16 protein-coding genes are annotated in these 24,761 nt (G+C 45.7%); 11 read left to right on the forward strand and 5 right to left on the reverse strand.

All coding sequences use genetic code 11. The annotated features are described in order from the left end of the window. Positions 1–4: 4 nt before the first annotated feature. The 3 genes from malQ (at position 5) to G588_RS21665 (ending at position 4,583) form a co-directional block, all read left to right on the forward strand. Positions 5–1,519: a 4-alpha-glucanotransferase gene (gene malQ, locus G588_RS0112975; protein ID WP_035788514.1), complete on the forward strand. Its 1,515-nt coding sequence runs from the start codon at positions 5–7 to the stop codon at positions 1,517–1,519. A gap of 39 nt (positions 1,520–1,558) precedes the next feature. After that, positions 1,559–2,587: a LacI family DNA-binding transcriptional regulator gene (locus G588_RS0112980; protein ID WP_022779171.1), complete on the forward strand. Its 1,029-nt coding sequence runs from the start codon at positions 1,559–1,561 to the stop codon at positions 2,585–2,587. 208 nt (positions 2,588–2,795) lie between these two features. After that, positions 2,796–4,583 (forward strand): sensor domain-containing diguanylate cyclase, encoded by a 1,788-nt coding sequence (locus G588_RS21665; RefSeq protein WP_022779172.1) that lies wholly within the window; start codon positions 2,796–2,798, stop codon positions 4,581–4,583. A gap of 20 nt (positions 4,584–4,603) precedes the next feature. Here G588_RS21665 and G588_RS0112990 read toward each other — a convergent pair whose 3' ends face one another. After that, the gene (locus G588_RS0112990) at positions 4,604–10,984 is read right to left on the reverse strand and encodes a leucine-rich repeat protein (protein ID WP_022779173.1); all 6,381 of its coding nucleotides are present in this window, start codon (positions 10,982–10,984) and stop codon (positions 4,604–4,606) included. A gap of 219 nt (positions 10,985–11,203) precedes the next feature. Here G588_RS0112990 and G588_RS0112995 point away from each other — a divergent pair, with 219 nt between their 5' ends. Genes G588_RS0112995 through coaBC form a run of 3 tightly spaced genes read left to right on the forward strand, consistent with a single transcriptional unit; the run spans position 11,204 to position 13,898 of the window. Further along, positions 11,204–11,911, forward strand: a complete 708-nt coding sequence (locus G588_RS0112995) for an ECF transporter S component (protein WP_022779174.1) — start codon at positions 11,204–11,206, stop codon at positions 11,909–11,911. 11 nt (positions 11,912–11,922) lie between these two features. Then, positions 11,923–12,708: a type III pantothenate kinase gene (locus tag G588_RS0113000; protein ID WP_022779175.1), complete on the forward strand. Its 786-nt coding sequence runs from the start codon at positions 11,923–11,925 to the stop codon at positions 12,706–12,708. Further along, positions 12,702–13,898, forward strand: coding sequence for a bifunctional phosphopantothenoylcysteine decarboxylase/phosphopantothenate--cysteine ligase CoaBC (coaBC, locus tag G588_RS0113005; protein ID WP_022779176.1), 1,197 nt, complete (start codon positions 12,702–12,704; stop codon positions 13,896–13,898). Before G588_RS0113000 ends, coaBC begins: the two co-directional genes overlap by 7 nt. Positions 13,899–14,028: 130 nt before the next feature. Here coaBC and G588_RS0113010 read toward each other — a convergent pair whose 3' ends face one another. Next, complete coding sequence (locus tag G588_RS0113010; RefSeq protein WP_022779177.1) at positions 14,029–14,580, reverse strand: DJ-1 family glyoxalase III; 552 nt, start codon at positions 14,578–14,580, stop codon at positions 14,029–14,031. 87 nt (positions 14,581–14,667) lie between these two features. Between G588_RS0113010 and G588_RS0113015 the strand changes: the two genes are divergently transcribed. Further along, positions 14,668–15,207, forward strand: coding sequence for a CYTH domain-containing protein (locus tag G588_RS0113015; protein ID WP_022779178.1), 540 nt, complete (start codon positions 14,668–14,670; stop codon positions 15,205–15,207). A gap of 86 nt (positions 15,208–15,293) precedes the next feature. Here G588_RS0113015 and G588_RS0113020 read toward each other — a convergent pair whose 3' ends face one another. Next, on the reverse strand, positions 15,294–17,291 hold the full coding sequence (locus tag G588_RS0113020; protein WP_022779179.1) for a methyl-accepting chemotaxis protein: 1,998 nt from the start codon (positions 17,289–17,291) through the stop codon (positions 15,294–15,296). 376 nt (positions 17,292–17,667) lie between these two features. Here G588_RS0113020 and tig point away from each other — a divergent pair, with 376 nt between their 5' ends. After that, positions 17,668–19,134 carry a trigger factor gene (gene tig, locus G588_RS20245; RefSeq protein WP_022779180.1) on the forward strand — a complete coding sequence of 489 codons (1,467 nt, stop codon included), beginning with the start codon at positions 17,668–17,670 and terminating at the stop codon, positions 19,132–19,134. Positions 19,135–19,220: 86 nt separating this feature from the next. Here the strand turns inward: tig and G588_RS0113030 are convergent, their stop codons facing one another. Together G588_RS0113030 and G588_RS0113035 are read right to left on the reverse strand one after the other, a co-directional pair. Then, positions 19,221–20,582, reverse strand: coding sequence for an anti-sigma factor domain-containing protein (locus G588_RS0113030; protein WP_022779181.1), 1,362 nt, complete (start codon positions 20,580–20,582; stop codon positions 19,221–19,223). A gap of 10 nt (positions 20,583–20,592) precedes the next feature. Beyond that, on the reverse strand, positions 20,593–21,333 hold the full coding sequence (locus G588_RS0113035; RefSeq protein ID WP_026668778.1) for a sigma factor: 741 nt from the start codon (positions 21,331–21,333) through the stop codon (positions 20,593–20,595). Between the two features lie 828 nt (positions 21,334–22,161). On the opposite strand from G588_RS0113035, the gene clpP reads away from it, so the two are divergent. From clpP to yihA, 3 genes are all read left to right on the forward strand, one after another. Continuing rightward, positions 22,162–22,764: an ATP-dependent Clp endopeptidase proteolytic subunit ClpP gene (gene clpP, locus G588_RS0113045; RefSeq protein ID WP_022779183.1), complete on the forward strand. Its 603-nt coding sequence runs from the start codon at positions 22,162–22,164 to the stop codon at positions 22,762–22,764. Between the two features lie 19 nt (positions 22,765–22,783). Continuing rightward, positions 22,784–24,052: an ATP-dependent Clp protease ATP-binding subunit ClpX gene (clpX, locus tag G588_RS0113050; RefSeq protein ID WP_022779184.1), complete on the forward strand. Its 1,269-nt coding sequence runs from the start codon at positions 22,784–22,786 to the stop codon at positions 24,050–24,052. A gap of 87 nt (positions 24,053–24,139) precedes the next feature. Next, the gene (gene yihA, locus G588_RS0113055) at positions 24,140–24,745 is read left to right on the forward strand and encodes a ribosome biogenesis GTP-binding protein YihA/YsxC (RefSeq protein ID WP_022779185.1); all 606 of its coding nucleotides are present in this window, start codon (positions 24,140–24,142) and stop codon (positions 24,743–24,745) included. The last annotated feature ends 16 nt before the right edge of the window (positions 24,746–24,761 follow it).

A 24,761-nucleotide genomic window follows, 5' to 3' on the forward strand; every position in this document is an offset into this window, starting at 1 on the left:
TATTATGGCTAAAAAGAAGGGTAGTAGGGCCTGCGGAGTGCTTCTTCCCATATTCTCGCTGTCGTCGGAATACGGAATCGGCACTTTCTCAAAGGAGGCTTATAAGTTTGTGGACTTTCTTAAGGAGGCCGGACAAAGTTACTGGCAGCTTCTGCCGCTGGGACAGACCAGCTATGGTGATTCACCGTATCAGTCATTTTCGACTTTTGCGGGAAACCCTTATTTTATTGACATAAACACACTTATCGAAGAGGGGCTTTTGACCAAAGCTGAGGCTGATAAGTGTGATTTTGGCGGCTCTGAGGAATACATCGACTACGAGAAGATGTACAGAGCCCGTTTCAAGCTACTTATGAAGGCCTATGAGAACAGAGATAATGCCAAGGACGCAGCAACCATCAAAAAAGAATTTGAAGCCTTCAAGAAGGATAAAGACAATGACTGGCTCTTTGATTATGCTCTTTTCATGGCTCTTAAGAATGCCTACGACGGAAGGGCATGGAATACCTGGGATGAGGGTGTAAGACTCAGAAAGAAAGCGGCGATCAAGGAAGCAACAGCCAAATATGCCAAGGAGATCGATTTCTACAGTTTCCTTCAGTATCTGTTTGCCAAGCAGTGGTCACAGCTTAAGAGCTATGCCAATGAGAAGGGAATAGATATTATCGGTGATATTCCGATCTATGTTGCCTTTGACAGCGCAGATACCTGGGCCAATCCGGAGCTGTTCTTGCTGGATAAGAACAATACACCGATTGATGTTGCAGGATGTCCTCCGGATGCTTTCAGCGCAACAGGTCAGCTCTGGGGCAATCCTTTGTACCGCTGGGACTATCACAAGAAGACCGGCTATAAGTGGTGGATGAAGAGAATCGCCCAGTGCTACAAGCTCTACGATGTGGTCAGGATCGACCATTTCAGGGGCTTTGATGAGTACTATGCAATCCCCTTTGGCAATTCCACTGCGGAGATCGGAGAATGGAGAAAGGGACCGGGCTACGATCTGTTTGACACCATGAAGAAGGAACTTGGTGAGAGGAGAGTTATCGCAGAGGATCTTGGTTTCCTTACACCATCTGTTATAAAGCTTGTTCAAAAGACAGGCTTCCCCGGAATGAAGATACTTCAGTTTGCCTTTGATTCAAGGGAGGAGAGTGATTACCTTCCTCACAATTACACCAGGAACTGCATAGTTTATACAGGAACCCATGACAATGAGACCACCAGGGGCTGGTTTGATCAGCTTCCAAGGGCGGACAAGAAATTCTGCAAGGAATATCTGGGGATCCACTATGCCAAGGATGCGGTATGGGAGTGTATAAGAGCGGCATTTGCCAGCGTCTCCGACACTGTCATCATTCCGATGCAGGACTATCTGGAACTTCCTGCCTACGCCCGCATCAATACACCTTCTACTCTTGGCGGCAACTGGGTGTGGAGAATGAAGAAGGACGCCCTTACAAAAGAGCTTTGTCAGAAGATGCACGATTATGCTAGAATATACCGCAGGCTGAAGTGATTTTGAAGCTTCCTATACCAAATATGTGAGAGTACAGATATGGCAGAAATAACGATCGTAGAAATAGCAAAAAGATGCGGCGTTGGCGTCAGCACCGTATCCAGAGCTATCAATAATCACTCGGATATCAATCCTGAGACCAAGAAAAAGATAATGGCTGTGATCAAGGAGACCGGCTACATACCCAATAACAGCGCAAGGAACCTTAAGAGAACCGATGCCAAGTGCATCGCCGTGCTGGTTAAGGGTATCACCAATCCCTTTTTCTCACCCATGATCGAGGTGGTGGAGCATGAGACCGAGAAGAGGGGCTACGCACTGGTTCTTAGGCATGTTGAGGCCTATGAGGATGAGGTGGATGTCGCTCTGGAGCTTGAGAAGGAGAAGAGACTCAGGGGCATCATCTTCATGGGAGGCAGTACCAAGCATGCGTCAGACAAGGTCAAGCAGTTAAATGTCCCTGTGGTATTTGCTACCATAGGTTCCGATATCTCGGATGATCTTAACAGAAATGCCTATTCTACAGTATCCGTTGACGATGCCTTTGAGAGTAAGAAGATCACCGAGTATCTCATCAGCCTTGGTCACAAAAAGATTGCGATCATGGCTGAGGGAAGCGATACTCCTTCAATTGTCAGGCTACGTCTGGAAGGCTATCTGGAGGCGCTTAAAGATAACAATATCGAAGTTAACAATAACCTTATCAGATACGTTGATAAAAGAATCTACACCATGCAGAATGGTTATGATACCGCCAAGGCACTTATTGATTCCGGAGAGGAATTCACTGCTTTGTACTGTGTATCCGACGTTCTTGCAATTGGTGCGCTGAGGGCCTTTGCCGATGCAGGATTAAGAGTTCCCGAAGATGTGTCTCTTGCAGGCTTTGACGGACAGGAACTGGCAGCCTACTGTGTTCCCAGACTTACGACCATCCGCCAACCCATGGGAGATATCTCCAAGGAGACCATGAAGCTTTTGTTTGACATTATTGACGGAGAGAGCAGACATAAGCATATAGTATTTCCGGGAGAACTCATCGAGGGAGAGTCCACAAGAAAGATCTGAAAATAATATTTATACTTAATTTAGTTAATATTTAATCTTTTTTATGATTACGGAATCTCTACAAAAGTTATAATATAATCGTGGGTATTTGAGAAAGAATATTATGAAACGATTATTGGGATTACCGACAAACTTAAAGAAGATAAGGTTTCTAAACATTCTACCGTTCATTGTATGGCCGCTTTTATTTTTTGCGGCCTTTTTTATTATGTATTTCAGGTTTGTGAATCTGTATGAGAATAACCTCATATGCAAGTGCGAAAATGCGTCATATCAGGTGGAGGGGACCTTTGACTTGTATCTGACCCAGATTGACAATGTGCTTAAGGGATCCGCGGCGACGCTTGAATATATGCTGGACACAGATGCTTCTGAGGAGACTATGCTGCAATTTATTACCTATGAGTCTGAGAGACTGGGAATTGTATCTTCCACAGGAGCGCGCGGAATATTCGGCGTATTTGACGGCAAGTTCCTTCACGGCCTTGGCTGGAACCCTGAGAACTACGATCCCACAGAGCGAGTATGGTATCAGGAAGCTATTAAGGCCAATGGGCAGTATGTCCTTGTAGGACCGTATTTTAACAAAAGAACCGATGAGTATGTTATTACAGCGGTCAAGATGCTTAAGGATGGAGAGAGTGTTATTGCTTTTGCAATAGATTACGAAACCTTCAAGAAGATGACAACCAGCGGAGTTACGGCAGATGAAAGCCATATGGTTCTTGCCATGAACGGAGCGGGTATTGTTCTGGCCAATTCCAATGATGATGAGATGGGAGTGGACTATTCCGTATCTCAGGATCCTTTTAAGAAGGCAATTTACAATGCCATTATGACAAACGGAGGAAAGAGCACTTTTACACTTCGGACAGGAAACGACACAAAAGACAGATACATCATCTCGAGACGGCATGTCCTGTATAATCTCTATGTTGTTACCATCACCAATGAGGATGCGGAGCTGGATGATCTCAAAAAGTCGGCAATCTTGTTTGGAGGCATGCTTTTCCTTGGTATTGTAATTATTCTTGTCTTAAATATTATCGCTCTTTTCCGTGATCTTAAGGCAAGGCAGCGTGCAGAGAATCTTAATGCCATTGCAAATATTTATTCCACTGTACTCAGGATCGACATGAAGCAGGACACCTATGAGAAAATCGCAGTTGCGGAGTACAGGACCTTGAAGTTCTTTGAAGGAGCAGGTTACAAGGCCTCTGTTATGATGAAAGAGGCTGCGGCAGTTGTGGCGGATGACCGTTCCAAGGCGGATCTTCTTACCTTTACGGATCTGTCCACTTTAAGTGACAGGATGAAGGGAAGAGATACTATAGCCCAGGAGTTCCTAAGCTTTGAGCATCTATGGCAGAGAGCCAGATTCATCGTTGTGGAAAGGGATAAAGACGGGAATGTGGAGGACGTTATCTTTGCATCTGAGATAATTGATGATGAAAAGAGAACCCGTGACAAGCTCCAATACCTCGCTGAGACCGATCAGCTGACAGGAATTAACAGAAGAGGAATCGGAGAGAATAAGATAAGGGATCTTCTTAAGAAAAATGTTGGCGGAATGTTCATTATGTTCGACGTGGACAAATTCAAGTATGTAAATGATCATTTCGGACATGAAGTCGGCGACAAGGTTCTGGTGGCAGTTGGTGAAGCCATGCACAAGACCTTCAGAGAAAAGGATATTATAATGCGCCTTGGCGGCGATGAGTTTGCAGCCTATGTTCCCGGGGTATATACCGAGAATGGCGGTAATCAGATCATTGAAAGATTGATAGGGCACATAGATGAAATGGATATTCCGGAGCTTGGGGAACACAAGATAAGTATCAGTATCGGAGCTGCTTTCTTTTATCCTACAGATACCTTTGGATTTGAGGAGCTGTATAACCGGGCAGATTCCGGAACCTATGACAGCAAGAAGGTGGAGGGTTCGGAAGTTACCTTCTACAAGAGAATGGACAGTGGATACAATGAGGGCGAGTAAAATACTCGCCCTCCTATTTTTTACCATATCCACTTCATCCATTTGGGAAGAATCCTGAATTCAAGAGTCTTTGAGCCGTAGTAGCCTTTTTCGGGATCGCCGGTTATGGTTACTTTGCCGGTTCCGACAGAAGTATTGTTGTCGTAAGTTATGAACACGCTGTCGGAGATATCCTTGCCCTCAGAATCTGTAATGACTATTTTTGGAGTGATCTGTTCACCGGTAAAATAGATTTTGTTACTGTCAGCAAGTTTTATGCTGACTTTTTCTGTGTCCGTGATAGCGGTCAGATCGCCGGGGAGCAGGACGATGCGGGTGCCTGTATAGTTCTTACCTTTGGCGGTAATGGTGAGGCTGTACTGATTACTTTCAGCCTCGCTCAGAGCATAACTATATTCCGACGCGGGGATGACTTTTTCGTCCTGCGTAAGTTTTACGGAGACAGAGCTTGGCTTTCCGGCTTTCATGGAACATTTGGCCAGATTGACGTAGATTCCTTTGTCACCAATATTCTTTTGAGTGACGGAATAATTTAAGTCTCCTGTTTTGTCGTTACCTGATACTGTGCCGGCAAAATTACCCCGGCCTGTAATCTTTATATAGGCGTATTTGCCGCTTGTAACCTTTTTGTTGTTACAGTATGTGACTTTGTAGTCTTTTCCCTCTGTAAGAGGCTTGGAATCGTATAATACACTTACTTTTGGTATGCCGCCTATAGGAGAATATGCTGCGCTGTTATCGACGGATACCTTCAGCTTGTTTGCGGCAAAAGCGCTTGCAAGGTCTGCCTTGGTGATTGTGTAGGGAAGTGTCACTTTGCCTTTGTATCTGTTAATTCCTGTAATGACTATGCTGTACTTGCCGGCATCTACGACCTGATCTGCAGTTATGGCTTCCTTACCACGCATATAAGAAACGGTATAATCCTGATCAGGGATCAGCCTTGTGGTGATGGTGGGAAGAGCGCGTCTGCCTGTGTATGTGGATGCTCCTGTGCAGTCAAACATTGATGAGGACAGTGATGCTTTACCCTTAACCGTAGCATTTTTGCCGATGCAGGTAATGGTGTAAATTCCGGATTTGCCCTGATAATCACCGGTGTACAGGCCGTTTTGGCTGTTGGCCTCAAGCTGCAGGTAATAGGTTCCTTCTAAGGTGATTCCGGGGACTTTTTCTGTTAAGTCTTCGTCCACATAGTAGCTGACGGTATAGAGGTTCTTTTTAACTGTAGAGGGACCGTTTTTAACTGTGACAGCGGCATATTGGAGCTTGTTTTTGCCCTTGACGCGCACATATTCGGGAACGGTTATGTCCATGGCAGCCATGTCAGCCTTGTGGATACTAAAGGTAGCTATCAGCGGTGTGCTGTTCTTGTAATCACCCATGCCCTTGACAATGACCTTGGGAACACGGGGGGCATTTGCTGCGACCTCTGACAGTTCGCAGGGCTTAACGTTATTCTTGCAGGTCAGCTTGTAATCTGTGCCTGCGTTAAGGACTTTACTTCCGTCTCTTACAATTATCGAAGGAGTAACAGCTTTGCCTGTATAGTAATAGCTTTCGGGCCTTAGGATCTCGATGCTTATGCCGGTATCAGCTCCGTTTTTGTCCACATGGGTTTGGGCCCATTTTGCAAAAAGAGTGATATCTTTTACAACAGCGTCTTTTTCAAAATCCCATTCATCAGAGAATTGTTCATCCTTGAACCAGCCGCAGAAGACATAGCCGCTTCTCTTGGGATCGGAGGGCTTTGTTATGGTGCTGCCCACATCGGTGGTCACAGGGCTGATAACTGTTTTGGTTCCTGTATTAAAGGAAACGGTTCTGCTTAAGTTTTTCTGTGTAGACCAGCCTGCATAAAGTGTCGTATCTGCTTCAACCACATCCTTGGCAAAATTCCAGCGAAGGCTGCAGGCTTCATCTTTGAACCAGCCTGCGAAGTAAAGATCATCCTTTTCAGGGGACGTGGGAGCTTTGATGGTTTCGCCGGATCTGACATTCATAAGGGTGTCCACTACGGAGCCTCCCTGAGAATTGAAAATGACGCAGTATCCGTAATCTTTTGAATCGACCGGTTTGTTATCAGAGCTTATCACTGCGCAGCTGCCATCATTCTCCTTAAGGTCAATTCCGCCTTCGGGAATGGTGAGAGCATCAAAGGTAGTCTTGTTGATGTCGCCTTCAACGGTGATTTCGGCTGTTTTGCCGGGAGTAGCGGTGGATACATGGAATCTGTCGCTGTAGTTCTCAGTGGACACGGCCTTGTCTGTTGCTGTTACATACAGGCTGTACCAAGGCATTGACACGGCATTGCTTGTGACGAACAGTTGTTGCTTGGTGTCCTCGTCGAAGGAGGTTTCCACATTGCCGCCACATTTGATGGTTATTTTGCCGGGGAGCTGTGCCTTTACTGAGGAGTGGAACCCTGCTGCGCCGAAGCTGTAGTGGAGCGTTGTTATATACAGATCCGGAGAGACGCTGTCAGGAGATATGGTATAGCTCTTATTTTCTGCGAGCTTAGGCAGTTCAAACTCATATTCCGGATTTTCTCCCCATTGGTTGACAGTGCCTTTGCAGCTTATCTTGAGTTTGCCTGCGGTCTTTTTGCCATACCGTATTGTTGCTGAGTCTTTGCCGCTGCTGATGGTAAATGAAGAGTAGCTCGTGTTTAATCTGTAGGTAGCGGCGGCTGTCTTATCTGATTCTTTTACTCCGTAGGGATCGATGGTTCCCGGAGAAGTAAGGCCTGCGGAACTGGTTAGTATCTCTTCTGCGGTGGTTACAGAACCGAAAAATATGTCAGCGGAGCTTCCGTATTCCTTCTCCAGTTCGCTGAAGTCGCATGTAAAGTACCCGTCGGAATCCTTTGAGATAACGGCTAAGTAGGGTTTCTCATTATAATTGCAGTCATATATGGACAGGTTATATGTGTCCGGGGATACTTCCTGCAGATCGTAGGCCACGATGGCATGAGCAGCACGGTTTTCGTCACTGTCTCCCTTGTAAATCAGTACACACAGAACTACAGGCTCATAATTCTGTTTCATTTTTTGAAGAGCTGCTTCGATATTTGAGGCTTCGGCAGCTTTTGTATGCTCGGCGCTTGCGTTGTTGATGATGGCACGAAGAGTGCGGTTCCATTTAAGAATCTGATAGTAATTGATCAGACTTTCAAACTTGCCTGTCAGTTTATAAGGCATATCATCCTTGATTGATACGCTGCGGGGATTCGGGCGGTTCTTTTTAAAGGATTCTGTATCAATGACATTCTGACTGCACAAAACAGCGGTGGCAGACATTCCAAAGCAGGATCCTGTCCATCTTTCATCCCTGGCTTCCTTAAATGCAGCTTTATCTGCGTTGTTGTTATTAGCAAGAAGGATCTTAAAATCTTCATTGAGGATGTCATATTTATAGAGGTATCCGAAGGGATTAGCTCCATCAATAATATAATCCAGTTCGTAGGGTGAACAAAAAGCAGTGGAAGAATTGGTAAATCCCCAGGTATGGGTATCAAAATCAAAACCGGTTTTCTCCCAGGCTGCATAGAGTGTGATGTCATCCTCAATGTAATATCTCTTTGCCTTGTTTTTCTCATGGAAGAAATCCTGCTTGGTAGTGGGGTTTTCCATATCATACCAGCCTGCGAACTTATATCCGCCTCTTATGGGTGTAACCGCATCGTACTTGAAATCTTCCCAGGGCTTAACGAGCTGCGTATATACTACCGTGTCGGTGCCGTCGTTTTTTTTGTAGGTTACTCTGAAGGCATCGGTGATTGCCATTTTGAGGTCAAGGGTTTCAAGTACATTCCCCTTGGAATCGAGGAGGTTAATGTATATGCCCTTATTGCTGTTAATGGTGTTCTTTTCCCGGTTATAGTTCTCTTTGAAAAGTTTGCCGGGGATTATGGAAAAGGTTCTGTTTGTGTCCTCAAAGAGGTTTGATCTGTAACCATGTTGCCCTACAACATACTTTGCGACACTACCCAGTTCCTTAGAGGGGGTGACTCTGATCGCAATTACTTCTTCGGAACCTGTCACATATTTGGCAGTGGTGTTAAGTCCGTCGTACCAGGGGGTCCCTCTGTGGATCTCGACCTTGGTGGGTTCTGTTTCCGGATCATCGGGGGCAGGAGTTACCTCAATGTCCTTTCTGAAAACAGCAATCAGCGGAAGGAGGTATGAGGCGTTAAAATATCTGTCTTCACTGCCGGCGATGGTTTCCAGGGTTTCTTTCCTTGTTTTGCCTTCTGTGGTACCGGTAACATCGATGCCAACTGTATATATTCCGTATTTTGTTCTGAGTTTATCTGCCTGCTCATATATGCTCTTTTTGTTATCGTCAGGAGATCCCTGGCTGAACATTACAATGTACTTATTCTTGCAGGAGCTCTTTGAAAGCACTTTATCGGCATTTTGAAGGGCGGATAGGAAGTTGCTCTTGCCGCTTGCTACCTGCATATTGATGCGCCTGTCGGGAATGCTTTTCAAAAAAGTTCCTTCCTCGGCAATATATGAATCATCAGAGTAGGTTACCATAGATATCCTGGTGTTATACTTGGGGCCGCAGACGTAGTCGGTGAATTCGGTTGCGGCTTTTTTGAGGGCATTCATGCGCTTTTGAGTCATTTTGGAGGATGTATCCAGGACAAGAACGATTTCGGTTCCGCCATTGGAATCATCGTATTTAATGAATTTACCGGTTCTTTTGCTTGCGCTTTGCCACTCTGATGTATCATATCCCTTGCCGGATCTGGGGTAGTAAACTGTGCAGTTATCTAATCTTGCATATGTAAAACTGATTGTCGGAGCTGTTTTGCCGGTAAAGATCAGTTCTTCGGGTGATCCAAAAGGGCTACCTGAACATTTGGATAAAGCAGGTGATAATTCGATGAAATCTACTGAGGAGCCATTCCACGCATTATTATCCAAATGTTGAACAGATCCTGTCATTACTACATCTTTAAGCTTCTCAAAACCGGAAAAAGAACCCGTTCCAATCTTGTTTACATCGCCTTTTATAGTTATTTGTGATATAAAAGGAGCTGCGGACTGCCAGGGAGCGGGAGAGGTGCTTGAGTAGCCGGGAATGCTTCCTGTTCCTGTAATTATAAGATTGTGGAATGATGGCGCTTCCACTTCCCAGGTAAGACCATCAATTGTACCCTTATAAGTTATCCCGTCAAAGTCGGTCTTGGTCATTCGGAAGTTTTCACCGATATGTAATCCCTTGAAACTGCCGCATCCCTTGAAGGTATTTCCCTTGAGAGTAACATTGTCAAGTATGGTGACATAATCCAGTGTGGGGCAGTCACTGAAGGCACCGGTGTCCACAACTGCGCCGGCTGGGATTTTGATGTTATTGTATCCTGTGCACTTGGCAAATGCGTTTTTCCCAATGTAGGTCACTGTTTGGGGTAAATAAGGCATAAAGATCTTCTCACAGCCATAGAAACAATTTTCTCCGATGCGCTGCACTTTTTGTCCGCCATTAATATGGGTTACACCGCTGCAGCCATAGAAAGCATTGTCTCCTATTTCGATAACTGAATTTGGTATGTTCAATTCAGGTAAGGAAGTACAGCCATAGAATGCATTCTCGCCTATGTATTCCAGCTCCGTACAGGTTGATGTCTGTAAGCTTCTCAATTTACTGCATCCCTTGCAACAGTTATCGGGAATTGTTTTTAGGTTGTTTAAATATAAAATTCTGAGGTCAGGGAAAGCGTTTTTCCCGACTGTTTCAATGTTTTCATACAAGGTGAGCTGATTAAGTTCAGGACAATTATCGAAACAGTGATCGCCGATGGATTTAAGACCTTGGGAAAGCCATATGTCACCCAGTGAGGTGCAGGATGCAAATGCATACTCACCAAAAGACTCTAATGTCTGAGACATTCGAATCGTCGTTACTTTATCGTTGCCAAAAAACGCCTTGTCTCCAATGGCTGTAACGGTATATCCACCAAGAGTCTCAGGGATAGTTACGAAATCTTTACTACCGGTATATTTAGTGATAACGGCTTTACCACTGCTTACTGTGTATTTAAAATCTCCGGAGGTGAGAACTTGTTCGGTAAGTTCTGCTTCCTCGATTGGAGTAACTTCTTCGGAGTCTTCTTTTTCAGAGTCTTCCTCTGTGAGTTCTTCCTCTATTGGTTCCAACTCTGTGAGTTCTTCTGATGCAGTGATTGTCTCATCTGCGTCAATGACTTCATCGGAAGTGGTGACCTCATCTGTCGGATCTAATGTATCCTCCTCGATAATTACATCTTCATCACTTACAAATTGGGAAATATCAGCCTGATCACCGGCATAAGACAAAATATGGTTTGTAGAAATCCCCATGGAAAATGCCAGTAGAAATGCTAATCCCCTTCGCACTACTGCTTTTTTCATTACACTATTACCCTCCACGCTGTAAAATATGCTTTACGCAGCGCCATTTTATCATCGCTAAATGTTGATGTATAGTGGTTTTGCGCAGAGTTCAGCCTTTGTTCACAATCTTTGGCGGGATATCGGCAATTTTTCCTTGCAAAAATATGGGCTACATAGGATAATACACTTGCATTGTATCCGGAGAGACCGGAATGATAGCAAAGGAGGAAACAGAATATGGCTAATACCCAAACTGCCGCAGCCGGCGGCGAACTTGGCGCGCAGCTCAATGAGAGAAACGCGACCGGGCTTCAGAACATGACTGTTCTGGCGTTCTTTACGGCAATCATTTTACTTATGAGCTACACACCACTGGGGCTCATCGACCTGCCACTTATCAAGGCAACAATCCTTCATGTACCGGTTATTATCGGTGCCGTTATCCTGGGACCTAAGAAAGGTGCATTTCTTGGCTTCGTCTTTGGTTTCGTATCACTTATCAAAAACAGCATGGCTCCCAGCCTTCTGTCTTTTGCCTTCACACCCCTTGTTCCCGTGCCCGGCACAGGCCACGGCAGCCCCTGGGCAGTTGTGATCGCACTCGTACCAAGAATGCTGGTTGGCGTAACACCTTATCTTGTTTATGCAGGTATCAGGAAGCTTGCAGCAGGTAAGTTTAATCTTGGCGTCAAGACCATCGCCCTTACAATCGCAGGAGTAGTAGGTGCTCTTACCAACACAGCTCTTGTTATGGGTCTCATCTTCGTTCTTTTCAAAGAGGCTTTTGCAACAGCCAAGGACATTCCTGTTGATGCTGTAAGAGACGTTATCCTTGGAATCGTAGCAGCCAACGGAATCCCTGAGGCAATCTGTGCTGCAGTTATTGTTCCTTTGGTAGTTACAGCTCTTTTGAAGGTAGACATGGTTCGCAGAATGGCCAAATAAGGTAGAGTTACATGATTCTTACTTTTGATGTAGGTAATACAACCATCGCAGTCTGCGGTGTATATGAGGGAAATATCCTGTTTAAGGAAGGCTTTGCCACTTCGCTTCACGGCTTGGAGGAAGGGTATCTGCCGTCGCTTAAGCAGGTTTTGGACAAAAATATATCAAACCCAAATGATATTTCGGGCACAATCATCTCATCGGTTGTGCCCGATGCAAATATTATGCTGAAAAATGCAGTTCTTTCTCTGACCGGGAAGGAACCTCACTTTGTAGATCCGGCCGATGATACCGGCCTTATGATAAAAGATTATGACGAAAGCTGCCTTGGCATCGACAGGCTCATAGACTGCGCTGCAGCGGCCAAATACTACGGAGCCCCTGTCTGTGTGTATGATCTTGGAACTGCCAGCACCTTGTCGGTTGTTGATAAGGAAGGATGTTTCAGAGGCGGAGCTATATCGGCAGGAGTTCAGCTAAGCCTTGATACTCTTGATGATCGCTGCGCAAGGCTCCCGCTTTTTTACGCAAAAGATGCTAAGATAGAGGCAGTTATAGGAACAGATGTTAAGACCTGCATGGAGATAGGTGCTGTTGTCGGATGCGCGGCTATGATAGACGGGATGGCAGCAAGGGTATCCGGGGAACTTGGATGTGACAGGGGAGAACTCAAGGTGGTTCTCACCGGCGGAAATGCGCCTTTTGTCTTACCACATATTATGTACGAAAATGTTGTTTATGATCCGGACCTTATACACAAGGGAATGGAAATTGTATGGAGGAACAGCTCATGTTAAAGGGAAAACACATACTTCTTGGAATATCGGGAGGAATCGCAGCCTACAAGGCAGCATCGCTGGCATCAAGTCTTGTGAAGCAGCATGCTGACGTACATGTCGTTATGACAGAGAATGCCACCAAGCTGATATCACCTGTGGTATTTGATTCTCTGACCGGGAATAAAACAAGTATTGATACCTTTGACAGAAACTATGAGCACAAGGTGGAGCACATCGCTCTGGCCACGCTGGCAGATCTGGTTATTGTGGCTCCTGCCACTGCCAACGTCATTGCCAAATTTGCCAACGGCCTTGCTGATGATATGCTCACAACCACGGTTCTGGCCTGCAGATGCCCCAAGATATGCGCGCCTGCAATGAATACCGGCATGTATGACAATCCTGTCACTCAGGATAATATAGATAAACTCCGGCACTACGGATGGGAAATAGTTGAGCCTGCCGATGGGTATCTTGCCTGCGGAACTTCCGGCAAGGGCAGAATGCCTGAAGCAGATCAGCTCCTGGAGGTATGTCTCCATGCTCTTCGCCATGAGCATGACATGGAGGGAATGAAGGTCCTGGTTACTGCCGGACCCACCAGAGAGGCCATTGATCCGGTGCGTTTTCTTACCAATCATTCCACCGGCAAAATGGGATATGAGGTTGCCAAGGCAGCAACCGCGAGGGGGGCCAAGGTGACATTGGTGTCAGGGCCGGTTGAGCTCACACCTCCGCCTTATATGGATGTTGTTAATGTAATGAGTGCAAGGGATATGTTCGAGGAAGTAACTTCACGAGCAGGAGAGCAGGATATCATTATCAAGGCAGCAGCGGTGGCAGACTACCGACCTGCTGATGTAGCCTCCGATAAGATTAAGAAGTCGGGAAATGATGACGACCTCACCTTACAGCTCGAGCGCACAGATGACATACTTGCATATCTTGGAGTACACAAAAAAGACGGACAGATTCTCTGCGGCTTCTCAATGGAAACCAAAGATCTGCTTGAGAATTCAAGAAAGAAACTTGAGAAAAAGAATCTTGATATTATCGCTGCCAACAGCCTCACCACTGAAGGAGCGGGATTTGGCGTTAATACCAATGTTCTTACGCTGATCACTAAGGATGGCCAGGAAGAGTTGCCGCTGATGTCTAAAGCTGAGGCAGCGGACAGATTGCTGGATGAGATATTGAAGCTGAGATGAGAATGACACGGGATGACACGGGGACGGTTTTTATACCAATGGGGACGGTTCTTAATGGTAAAGTTTTTGCAAAGAAAAAACTTTACCATTAAGAACCGTCCCCATTGGTATAAAAACCGTCCCCGTGCCATTAGTGCAGGTACACAATCTTCTTAGCCATCTCACTTGCAGCCTCCGCACCCTGGAAATGCTCAATTATCGCAAGTCCGAAAGGAATCGCAGTTCCCATGCCGCGGCTGGTGATGAAATTGCCGTCCTTGACTGTTTCTGTGGTCTGTACATCAGCACCAAGAAGGTCAGGTTCTCTTCCCGGGAAGCAGGTGGCTTTTTTGCCATTTAGAAGTCCCATCTTGCCATAAACTGTGGGAGCGGCGCAGATTGCTGCCAGCATCTTGCCGGCTTCATTGAATCTGGTGATCTGCTCTTTTAACGGAACGCAGTTGTCAAGGTTGGTGGTTCCGGGCATTCCGCCGGGAAGAATCAGCATATCTGTGCTGTCAAAATCTATCTCATCAAAAAGAGCATCGGATTCTACTGTGATGTTGTGGGAGCCGGTGACATTTTTTCTTCCCATGATGGAAGCTGTTGTTATGTCTATTCCCGCTCTTCTTAAGAGGTCCACAACGGTAAGAGCTTCGATTTCTTCAAAACCGTCCGCAAGAAAAATAACTGCTTTTGCCATATATCATTCTCCCTTTCTTCTAAACTATAGTAAAATCATTATAACAAAGAATTTTGCCAAGGGAAAAGAAAGGTATAAATATTCAAAATGGGAATTGAAATAGAAAAGAAATTCACTGTGAAAAGTCTTCCGGAGGATCTTACGAAATATCCTTACCATGAGATAGAGCAGGGGTATCTCAACGTCCATCCCGCTATCAGAGTGCGCAGGCAGGACGACATATATTACATGACCTACAAATCATCTGCAATCTCCGAGAATACAGATAACATCGGACAGACAGAGTACAATATGCCTCTTGATGAACAGTCCTATGAGCATCTGGCGCAGAAGGCAGACGGCAATGTCATCAGGAAAACAAGATATTTGATCCCGCTTAACGAAGATGCATATTCGGAGGCGTATCTTAGTGATACTCCCGAGCTTGATAAGCTAATTAAGGATGGGAAGATGGTCATTGAGCTGGACGTGTTCAAGGCGCCCTTCGACGGGACAATTGTGGCAGAGGTAGAGTTTCCTTCGGAGGAGGCAGCAGCTGCATACAAGCCTGCGCCCTGGTTTGATAAGGATGTGACATCAGATCCCAAGTACAGAAATTCCTACATGAGTTCTCTAAAACTTGGTTGAGATACTATATGATCTAAAGCAAACATTACAAAAAATCGGCGGACATGCGTATGTTGCATGTCCGCCGTTATTATGTGCAATATAGATTATTTGAAGAATTCCATCTCCTGATTGAGCTTCTCGGCAACTTCCTTGAGGCCGTTGGCACTGCTTGCAAGGGTTGTAACCGTAGCGGAGAGTTCTTCCATGGAGGCGCCTGTCTCCTCTGATGAAGCTGCGTTCTCTTCGGAGATTGCGGACAGGGCACTCATGGTATCAACAACAGCATTCTTGGAGCTCTCGCAGGTATCTGCACCCTGGGAGATGAGCTGTACGCCGCCTACGGTGCTTCCGATATCTCCAAGCATTCCGTTTACTGCATCCAGTGTCTCGCCAAGAGCAAGCTGCTGGTCCATATTTCCCTGTTTTACGTCTTCAGCAGCAGTAACGGCAGCCTTGGACTGTTCGAGAAGGATATCCATCTCTTTTCTGATATCGTCAGCCATTGCCTTGGAATCATCGGCAAGCTTACCAATCTCTTCGGCAACAACCGCAAATCCTTTACCTGCCTCACCGGCTCTTGCAGCCTCGATGGAGGCATTGAGGGACAGGAGGTTGGTCTGGGTTGCGATGGAGGAGATACCCTCAACCTTGTCATTGATATTGGAAACGGCTTCCTGGGTAGCTGCGATGGTTCTTGAAATATCGTCGATCTTGGTTGTCATCTCTGTGGAAGAATTCTGAAGGGATGCCAGTGAATTGCTGGATATCTCGGAGGCTTCCTTCATCTTGTTTGCCAGATTTGACAGATTGTCTGTGGAATTCTGTACATCTCCCACAGCATCACCGATACGTCCGACATTTTCGGAGGCCTGCTGGATCTCATCAGCTTGCTGAGTGGCTCCTGATGCGATTTCCTGTACGGCATTGGATACGTCCTCTGCGGTTTGGGAGATCTGGTTAGCCATATCTGACAGTTCTTCGGAGGAGGAAGCAACGCTGAAGGCAGATTCTTTTATGCTCTGAACAATGTCCTCAAGCTTATCGATAACGGAATTGGTACTGTTTACCATGGTGCCGAATTCGTCTTTCTGAGAAGTGAATTTATTAATTTTGGCAAAATGTCCGTCGGCAAGTTTGGCAAGGGAGTCGTTAACAGCCTTGACGGGATCGGTGAAGCTCTTGGCCATCATAAAGGAAATAACGGAAGCTATTAGCAACATTACGACACCAACGATGATGGTGAATATAGCAGATTTCTGAGCAGCATTCATAGCCTTGTTATAGTCAGTAGATACTACAACCTTGTAGCCGGTAACCTCATCTGTGCACCAGGACATGATCAGTGGTGTTTCATAGGATACCTTATCAATTATGGTTCCCTGGTCAGACAAAGTGTAGGGAGCTCCTGTAAGATCATATACATCGTCTACGCCAAGGGACATCTTTGCGTGGGCTGCCATTATATTATCTCTGGCTATCACAAAGGCATCCTCTGTTTCCTGCTCAAGGAAAAGATGCAGAGCCTCAAGATTGTAGTTTCTCTGAACTTCACCAAGTACAGTTCCTGAAGGATCTTTAATGGGAACTGCCATTGTTATCTGACGAAGTCCTGAGGAGGCACTAACGATGACATTTGATATGAAGATATTGCCCTTCATGGCTTCCTGGAAGTACTCCCTTTCGTGAACATCAACGCATTTGCCGGTGGATCTTATGATCTGCATACCGGTGGTATCTGCGATGGCCATGGAGTTGCCGTCGTTTAAGATATTATCGCCTGAAGTCAACATATCAATCATTACCTGATCTTCGATTCCTGCTGTTCCCTGCATGTAAACGAGTGTTGTAGGGTTACTGGCAATACTCTCAAGGATCATAAGATTCTTGTTAATGATATCGGCATAATCGGCGGCAATATATTTTGCCTGCCATCCAAGGGCAGTTTTAGCATCTTCGAGAGCTTTATTGGTTGAAGATACGTAGCTGATAATAAGTGATACAATGAGCGGAATAGACACTAACAGCAAAATAATGGCAATTAGCCTTGTTTTTATGCTGTTTGTTGCACTGATTTCATTTTTTTTCTTCACTGAATCTGCCATAATGAGCCTCCGTGGAATTTGTTTGTATAAACATAAAGATACGATATAACGTACACAAATTATACAACTAATACGGCGGAATGTGGCATCATTTGGGGATTTTTAATACTTTTTTAATTCTTGGAATTATTTATTAATAGATAAAGGTTATTGATAAAAATTATCAATTGGCAAACTTTTTGTGCATATTATGAATAAAACCTTTTCACAGGTAAAAAGGTTTTCAAAAAGGTTTTATTATAAAAAAATGTGGATATTCAAATTGTATTGTGATATAATCTGAAAGCGATTGTGCCTAAATGCGGGCAAAAGGGCTGTAAACCACAATATGACAGCTCTTTATATAAATATTTATCTAGGAGGAAATACAAATAAAATGAGCGTAACAGTAGAGAAGCTTGAGAACAGCATGGCTAAGCTTAAGATCGAAGTATCTGCAGAGCAGCTTGAGAAGGCCCTTCAGAAGGCTTATGAGAAGAATAAGAACAAGATCCAGCTTAATGGATTCCGCAAGGGTAAGGCTCCTCGTAAGATGATCGAGAAGATTTATGGCAAGGAGATCTTCTATGAGGATGCAGCCAACGAACTTATCGAGGAAGAGTATCCCAAGGCAGTAGAAGAGTGTGGTGAGGACATTGTTTCTTCTCCCAAGATCGATGTTGAGCAGCTTGAGGCAGGCAAGGACTTCATCTTCACAGCTGAAGTAGCACTTAAGCCTCCGGTTAAGCTTGGTAAATATAAGGGAATCGAAGTAGAGAAGATGGACCTTGACGTTACAGACGAAGAGGTTGATGCTGAGATAGACAAGCAGAGAAATACCAACGCAAGAACTGTTGAAGTTACAGACAGAGCAGTTGCTATGAACGATATCGTAACTCTTGATTTCGAGGGATTTGTTGACGGTGTTGCATTCCAGGGCGGTAAGGGAACAGATTATCCTCTTACAATCGGCTCAGGTGCATTCATTCCCGGCTTCGAGGAGCAGCTTGTAGGCTTCGAGATCGGCAAGGAAGGCGAAGTTAACGTAACATTCCCTGAGGAGTATCAGGCAGAGGAGCTTGCAGGTAAGGATGCTACCTTCAAGTGCACAGTTAAGGCTATCAAGGCTAAGGAGCTTCCTGAGCTTAATGATGAGTTCGCCAGCGACGTTTCTGAGTTCGACACCCTTGACGAGTACAAAGAGGATGTAAAGAAGAAGCTTGCTGAGAAGAAAGAGAACGAAGAGAAGGCTAAGAGAGAGGATGTTGTAGTTAAGGCTGTTATCGATGATTCAGAGATCGAGCTTCCTGAGGCTATGGTTGAGACTCAGCAGAGACAGATCGTTAACGATTTTGCTCAGAGACTTCAGATGCAGGGCATGAACATGGACCAGTATCTTCAGTACACAGGCAGCAGCGTAGACAAGATGCTTGAGCAGGTTAAGCCTCAGGCTATCGAAAGAATCAAGGCAAGACTTGTACTTGAAGAGGTTGCTAAGAAGGAGAACATCACAATCAGTGATGAGGAGTTCGAGGCTGAACTTCAGAAGATGGCTGACCAGTACAAGATGGAAGTTGCTAAGCTCAAGGAGCTTATGCCTGAGTCAGAGTTCAAGACAATGAGAGAGGACCTTGCAGTACAGAAGGCCGCTGATTTCCTTGTAGAGAACGTTAAGGAAGGCGCTAAGAAGGCAGCTAAGAAGACAACAACCAAGAAGGCTGCTGACAAGGACGAGACAGAGGAGAAGCCTGCTAAGAAGACTGCAGCTAAGAAGACAACAACCAAGAAGGCTGCTGACAAGGACGAGACAGAGGAAAAGCCCAAGAGAGCAACAAGAAAGAAAAAGACTGAGGAAGAGGCTTGATCCTTAATATCCTATAGGCTTTGAATATCATATGATAAATAATAAGAGGCTGAGCGCTTAATGTGCTCAGCCTCTTTGGTTATATGTCATGTACTTATATCCTGAGAAGAACTGTCGGAAAATCCCGGCTGGTCGGGAACAGGCGTTGTATCTGCTTCGCCGGAGTCAGGTCCCGGATCGGGAAGCTCAGGAAGAGTCGGTTCATCGGATGGAGCAGGCTCTTCAGGTGCAGGCTCGGGATCTGCAGGTGCGGGATCGGGAGCAGGAGTAGGTGCAGGTGCGGGATCCGGTGCAGGTGCAGGTGTTTCGCCGTTGTCACCGTTACCCGGTTCTTCGGGTGTTGGATTCTCTGCGGGAGTTGTGGGCTCTGTGGGAGCGGCCGGTTCTGTATTCGATGCTCCATCGGAAGGTGCGTCCGTATTCTCTGTGGGAGTAGTGGATGCCTCTCCTGAATTCTCTTTGCTTGCCTCGGCGCTGGTTGCGGCTGCTGATGCAACTTCGTTGCCTTCTTCTATGATGCTGGCTGAAGCAACCGCTGTGTCAGCAGGAGTAGATGATGCTTCTGGAGCTTTCTTCTTTTTCTTCTTGGTAGGATTAACTGCCGGAGCAGAAGGTTCGCTGGTCTGTGACGGCGGTGTGTAGGCCGGTGTGTTGGCTGCATCGCTGGTTGTATCCTGATAGGAATACGGCGTCTGAGACATAGCGATCTGCTTTCTGGCAGTATTTGCTGCAGAGGATGCAACAGTTCCAAGACTGGAAGCTGTGCCGGTGTTTGTGGTAGCTGTTGTAGCTGCGGAAGTGGATCTGCCGTCCTTGATAACCTTGAACTGGCCGGTACTTATGCCGGAGCCCTTGGCGGAGGCACGGTCTTCCTTGTCGGACTTAAGGAGAGACAGGCTTAAGGATGAATCGGAGCCTGCTGCACTCTTTTCTACCTGTTTGGACAGTTTCTCGGAGCGGGAGTCGCTCTCAGAAACCACGTCTATAATAATTTCATTTGTGTCATCCGTCAGATAATCATTGGCTCTTAGAACCTCCACCGTCATATCGATCGCATCACTAATGGAGTTATATTTTACACCCTGATGAGTAAGTGTCTCGATGATCGGTTGTGCTTCCTCATTCAGAGCCTCGATTTTGATTACCTTGTCCAAACGGTTCAAAGTATATTCAATGGAGGGTGTTGCATCCAGTGTTACGTAGGAACAGGCAACTGAGGTCTCGTAATAACCAACGCCCATGGTAAGGACTGCCGCTGCTGCGATACCCGACAGAATGGGGAGTGATTTCCTTAAGGTTGTGGAACAGGACTCTGCTGTTATAAAGTCCGAGCTCTTAACCTCAATGGTGTCGCCCACTTTGTGGACTCCCCTGATCTTACGGAAGGTTCCGTCTTCACACAGGACTACGCATATTTTCTTTTTTCCTTCCATTACAACTGCTTTCATGTTGTAGTCCTCATACTTCCTTAACAAATTTCATGTATTCCGAGAGAAGCGGATAATCTCCGGAAATGATCTCGACTGCTGCTATAATGTATCTCCTGTGGCGGTCAAGAATCTTCCTTGATATATTGGCCATACTTGACAGGTCTTTCATTGGCAGTGTTCTGGTTTTTCTAAAACTGCTCATAAGTTCATCGGAGCCGATAAGGGTCTTGATGGCAATCGCACAGGCTGTCTTGGTTTTCTGTGCTGTGGGAGAACACTCAACAAGATCGGAGAAGCCAAAGCCATAGGGCTCTAATGCCTGGGACAGGGCTTCAATCTCGTCCTTGATGGTAACGTCTGCACTTACAGAGGTGCTTTTCTCTGCGGACAGGGTCGCTGTTCTCTCCTTTAGCTCGAAGGCAATGGGATTGTTCTCGTCCTCATTTAATTCGCCTTCCATCATGTAGGGTTCGACACTTATCTCTGCTTTGTGGCGGTACTCTTTCTCCATATGATCAAGAAGTCGTCTTTTGATGACAATTTGAGCAAAAGTTGAGAAAGCCCCCTTCGTTTCATCAAAGGAGCGGACCGCTTCATGGAATGCACTCAGAGCGACAGCATATTCATCATCGCTGTCAGACACATATTTATGAACAGATTTATAAGCACATTGCTTGATAAATTTACTGTTGTTTTTAATGAAAGCATTCAGCCTCTGGGAATCTTCTCGAACTGCGAGAGCTTCCGTACCAAACACATCTTCTTTCATTAAAAGTCTCCTGTGTCATGTTATATTAATTCGATTATAACTTATCTAAAAGTGGGGTACGAAGAAATAAAAATAAATAAAAATAAACATTTTATAAAACAAAATTCTAAACCCCAATTTTTTATTTTTGACCCCCGAATCTTTTTAATAACCGAACAAGAAAGTCGGTTTTACGTTAACCGCAGCATCAGTTTTACTTAATTTCTGATGATGAGAGAGGCGGATAGCATTCACTGGAATGAAAGCCGCCCGGAGGCACCAACAGGCGACCGGCAATTACAGCCGCCCTGATGCAAGGATAAACAGCCGGATCCTTGGGATGGCCAGCACCCCGATAACCGGCACACAAAAATTGTCGTCCGAAAGCCCCAACCTTTAAGGGAAGTCACGGAGGATGCGCCCTAAAGCTTCGCAACCGGAGCTGCTTGAAAAAACGATCTGATGATCCACGTCCCAGGTCATACAGGATTGTAAGAGTAAAACAGATCTCCAAAAGTATTTTTTATCATCCGGATAAGAAAATATGGCGGACTATAAGGATTGGAGCACAACGGATCCATGAACCGAAACGAAATAATCGAAAGTGTTTTCGATAGGGAAGACTTCAGAAGGAAGACTTCAAAATGCAGATTTCGTATTTTCGAGATGGAAGAAAGCCCTGCAGAAGTCTTGGGACTTCTGACGAGATTGAGGCTTTTTTGGACGATCAATCACTATTGGCAGTTGGCAAAAAGTCAAACTAGCCGTATAATATAGTGTGGTTGTATATAGTTTTTCGAGAGTAAAGACTATATACCACCGCACTATTTTTTTCGAGAGGAGTAAAAAATGAGCTTAATTCCATACGTCATTGAACAGACCAGCCGTGGAGAGAGATCCTATGACATCTACTCCAGACTTTTAAAAGAGAGAATTGTATTTTTGGGTGAGGAGGTTAACGCAACTTCCGCAAGTATCGTGGTTGCTCAGTTGCTTTTCCTTGAAGCAGAAGATCCCAACAAGGATATTCATATGTACATCAACAGCCCCGGAGGAGAGATCACATCCGGAATGGCAATATATGACACAATGCATTACATCAAGTGCGATGTCAGCACAATCTGTATCGGCATGGCAGCCAGCATGGGAGCATTCCTTCTTGCAGGCGGTGCTAAGGGTAAGCGTATGGCTCTTCCCAATGCAGAGGTTATGATCCACCAGCCTCTTGGCGGAACTCAGGGCCAGGCTACAGAGATTGAGATTGCTGCCAAGCACATCCTCCGCACCAAGGAGAAGCTCAACAGAATGCTGGCAGAGAACACAGGCAAGCCCTATGAGCAGATCGCAGCAGACACCGAGCGTGATAACTGGATGAGCGCCCAGGAAGCTCTTGATTATGGTCTTATTGATTCCATCATCGAGAATCGTCCCAGCGAGAAGGACAATAAATAATTAAGCCAAAGGAGATATGATGGCAGGAAAGAATTCAGGAGAGATCAGGTGCTCTTTTTGTAATAAGACACAGGATCAGGTAAAAAAACTTATAGCAGGACCCGCAGGTGTTTATATCTGCGATGAGTGCGTTGATATCTGTGCCGATATCATTGAGGAAGAATTTGAGGATGAGCCTGTATCCGGCAAGGCCCAGCAGATCAATCTGCTCAAGCCCGTTGAGATCAGGAATTTCCTTGACGAATATGTAATCGGACAGGAGGAGGCCAAGAAGGTCCTCGCCGTATCCGTTTACAATCATTACAAGCGTGTTCTTGCTCCCAAGACTGATGACAAGAACGAGGTTGAGCTTCAGAAGAGCAATATTATCATGATCGGACCTACAGGTTCAGGTAAGACCTATCTTGCCCAGACCCTGGCCAAGATCATCAATGTTCCTTTTGCAATTGCAGATGCCACCACACTTACCGAGGCAGGTTATGTAGGTGAGGACGTTGAGAATATTCTGCTCAAGCTCATTCAGAATGCAGATTACGATATTGAGAGAGCTCAGTACGGAATCGTATACATCGACGAGATAGACAAGATCACCAAGAAGAGTGAGAACGTTTCAATAACAAGAGACGTATCCGGTGAAGGTGTTCAGCAGGCACTTCTTAAGATCGTGGAAGGTACCGTTGCTTCTGTTCCACCTCAGGGCGGCAGAAAGCATCCTCATCAGGAACTTATACAGATCGATACCAGCAACATCCTCTTTATCTGCGGAGGAGCTTTTGACGGACTGGACAAGATTGTTGAGGCAAGACTTGACCGCAATTCCATCGGATTCAATGCTGAGATAGCAGACAAGACAGAGCGTGAGATCGGTGAGGTTCTCAAGGAGGTTACACCTCAGGACCTCGTTAAGTTCGGACTTATCCCCGAGTTTGTAGGCCGTGTGCCTATCACTGTAACCCTGGAAGGACTGTCCAAGGAGGCTCTTGTAAGGATTCTTACAGAACCCAGAAATGCGCTGGTTAAGCAGTATCAGAAGCTATTTGATTTCGACGATGTTAAGCTTACCTTTGAGGATGAGGCAGTTAAGAGAATTGCCGAGATGGCTTACGAGAGAGAGACCGGTGCCAGAGGACTTCGTTCTATCATGGAGAAGTCCATGATGGATGTTATGTACGAGATTCCTTCGGATGATACCATCACAGAGTGCGTCATTACAGATGCATCCGTAGACGGAACCAGTCAGCCGCTCATCGTGCACAAGGATTCCAAGAGGCTTAAGCCCGCGAAGTAAATTGTATATGGACGCTGCCACAAAAGCCCTTTGTGGCAGCGTTTTTTAAACACCACGAGATCACGACAGGGCAATAAGGAGTTATTTATGGTTATAAAGAATGTAAATCTGGAGACCGTATGCGGTATCACCAGCACTCTTCCCGAGAATGAGCACCCTGAGTTTGCTTTTGCCGGCAAGAGTAATGTGGGAAAGAGTTCTCTTATAAACGGTCTTATGAACCGCAAGAACTATGCAAGAACCTCCCAGGAACCGGGGAAGACCCAGACCATCAACTATTACAATATCAACAATGAGTTCTACCTTGTGGATCTTCCGGGCTACGGTTTTGCGAGGGTTTCCCAGAAGACCAAGGAGCAGTGGGGCAGGATGATAGAGAATTATCTTCATACCTCCAAGCAGCTCATGAGAGTATTTCTTTTGATCGATATAAGGCACGAGCCCTCCGCCAATGACGTTCAGATGTATCAGTGGGTTGTTCATCAGGGCTTCCAGCCTGTGATAATTGCCACCAAGGCAGATAAGATCAAGAAATCCCAGCACGAAAAGCACCTCAATATGCTAAGAAGCGGTCTGGGACTTCCCGATGATGTGAGAATCTTCCCCTATTCGGCCCTTAGCAAGGAAGGCAGACAGGAGATATATGATTTCATGGATGAGCTTCTTGCAGAGGCGGCAGGAGACGCTGAATAAATAATATACCGGGGGC

Origin of the sequence: Butyrivibrio sp. AE3009 (assembly GCF_000420845.1) — a bacterium.
Classification (GTDB): Bacteria; Bacillota; Clostridia; order Lachnospirales; family Lachnospiraceae; genus Butyrivibrio.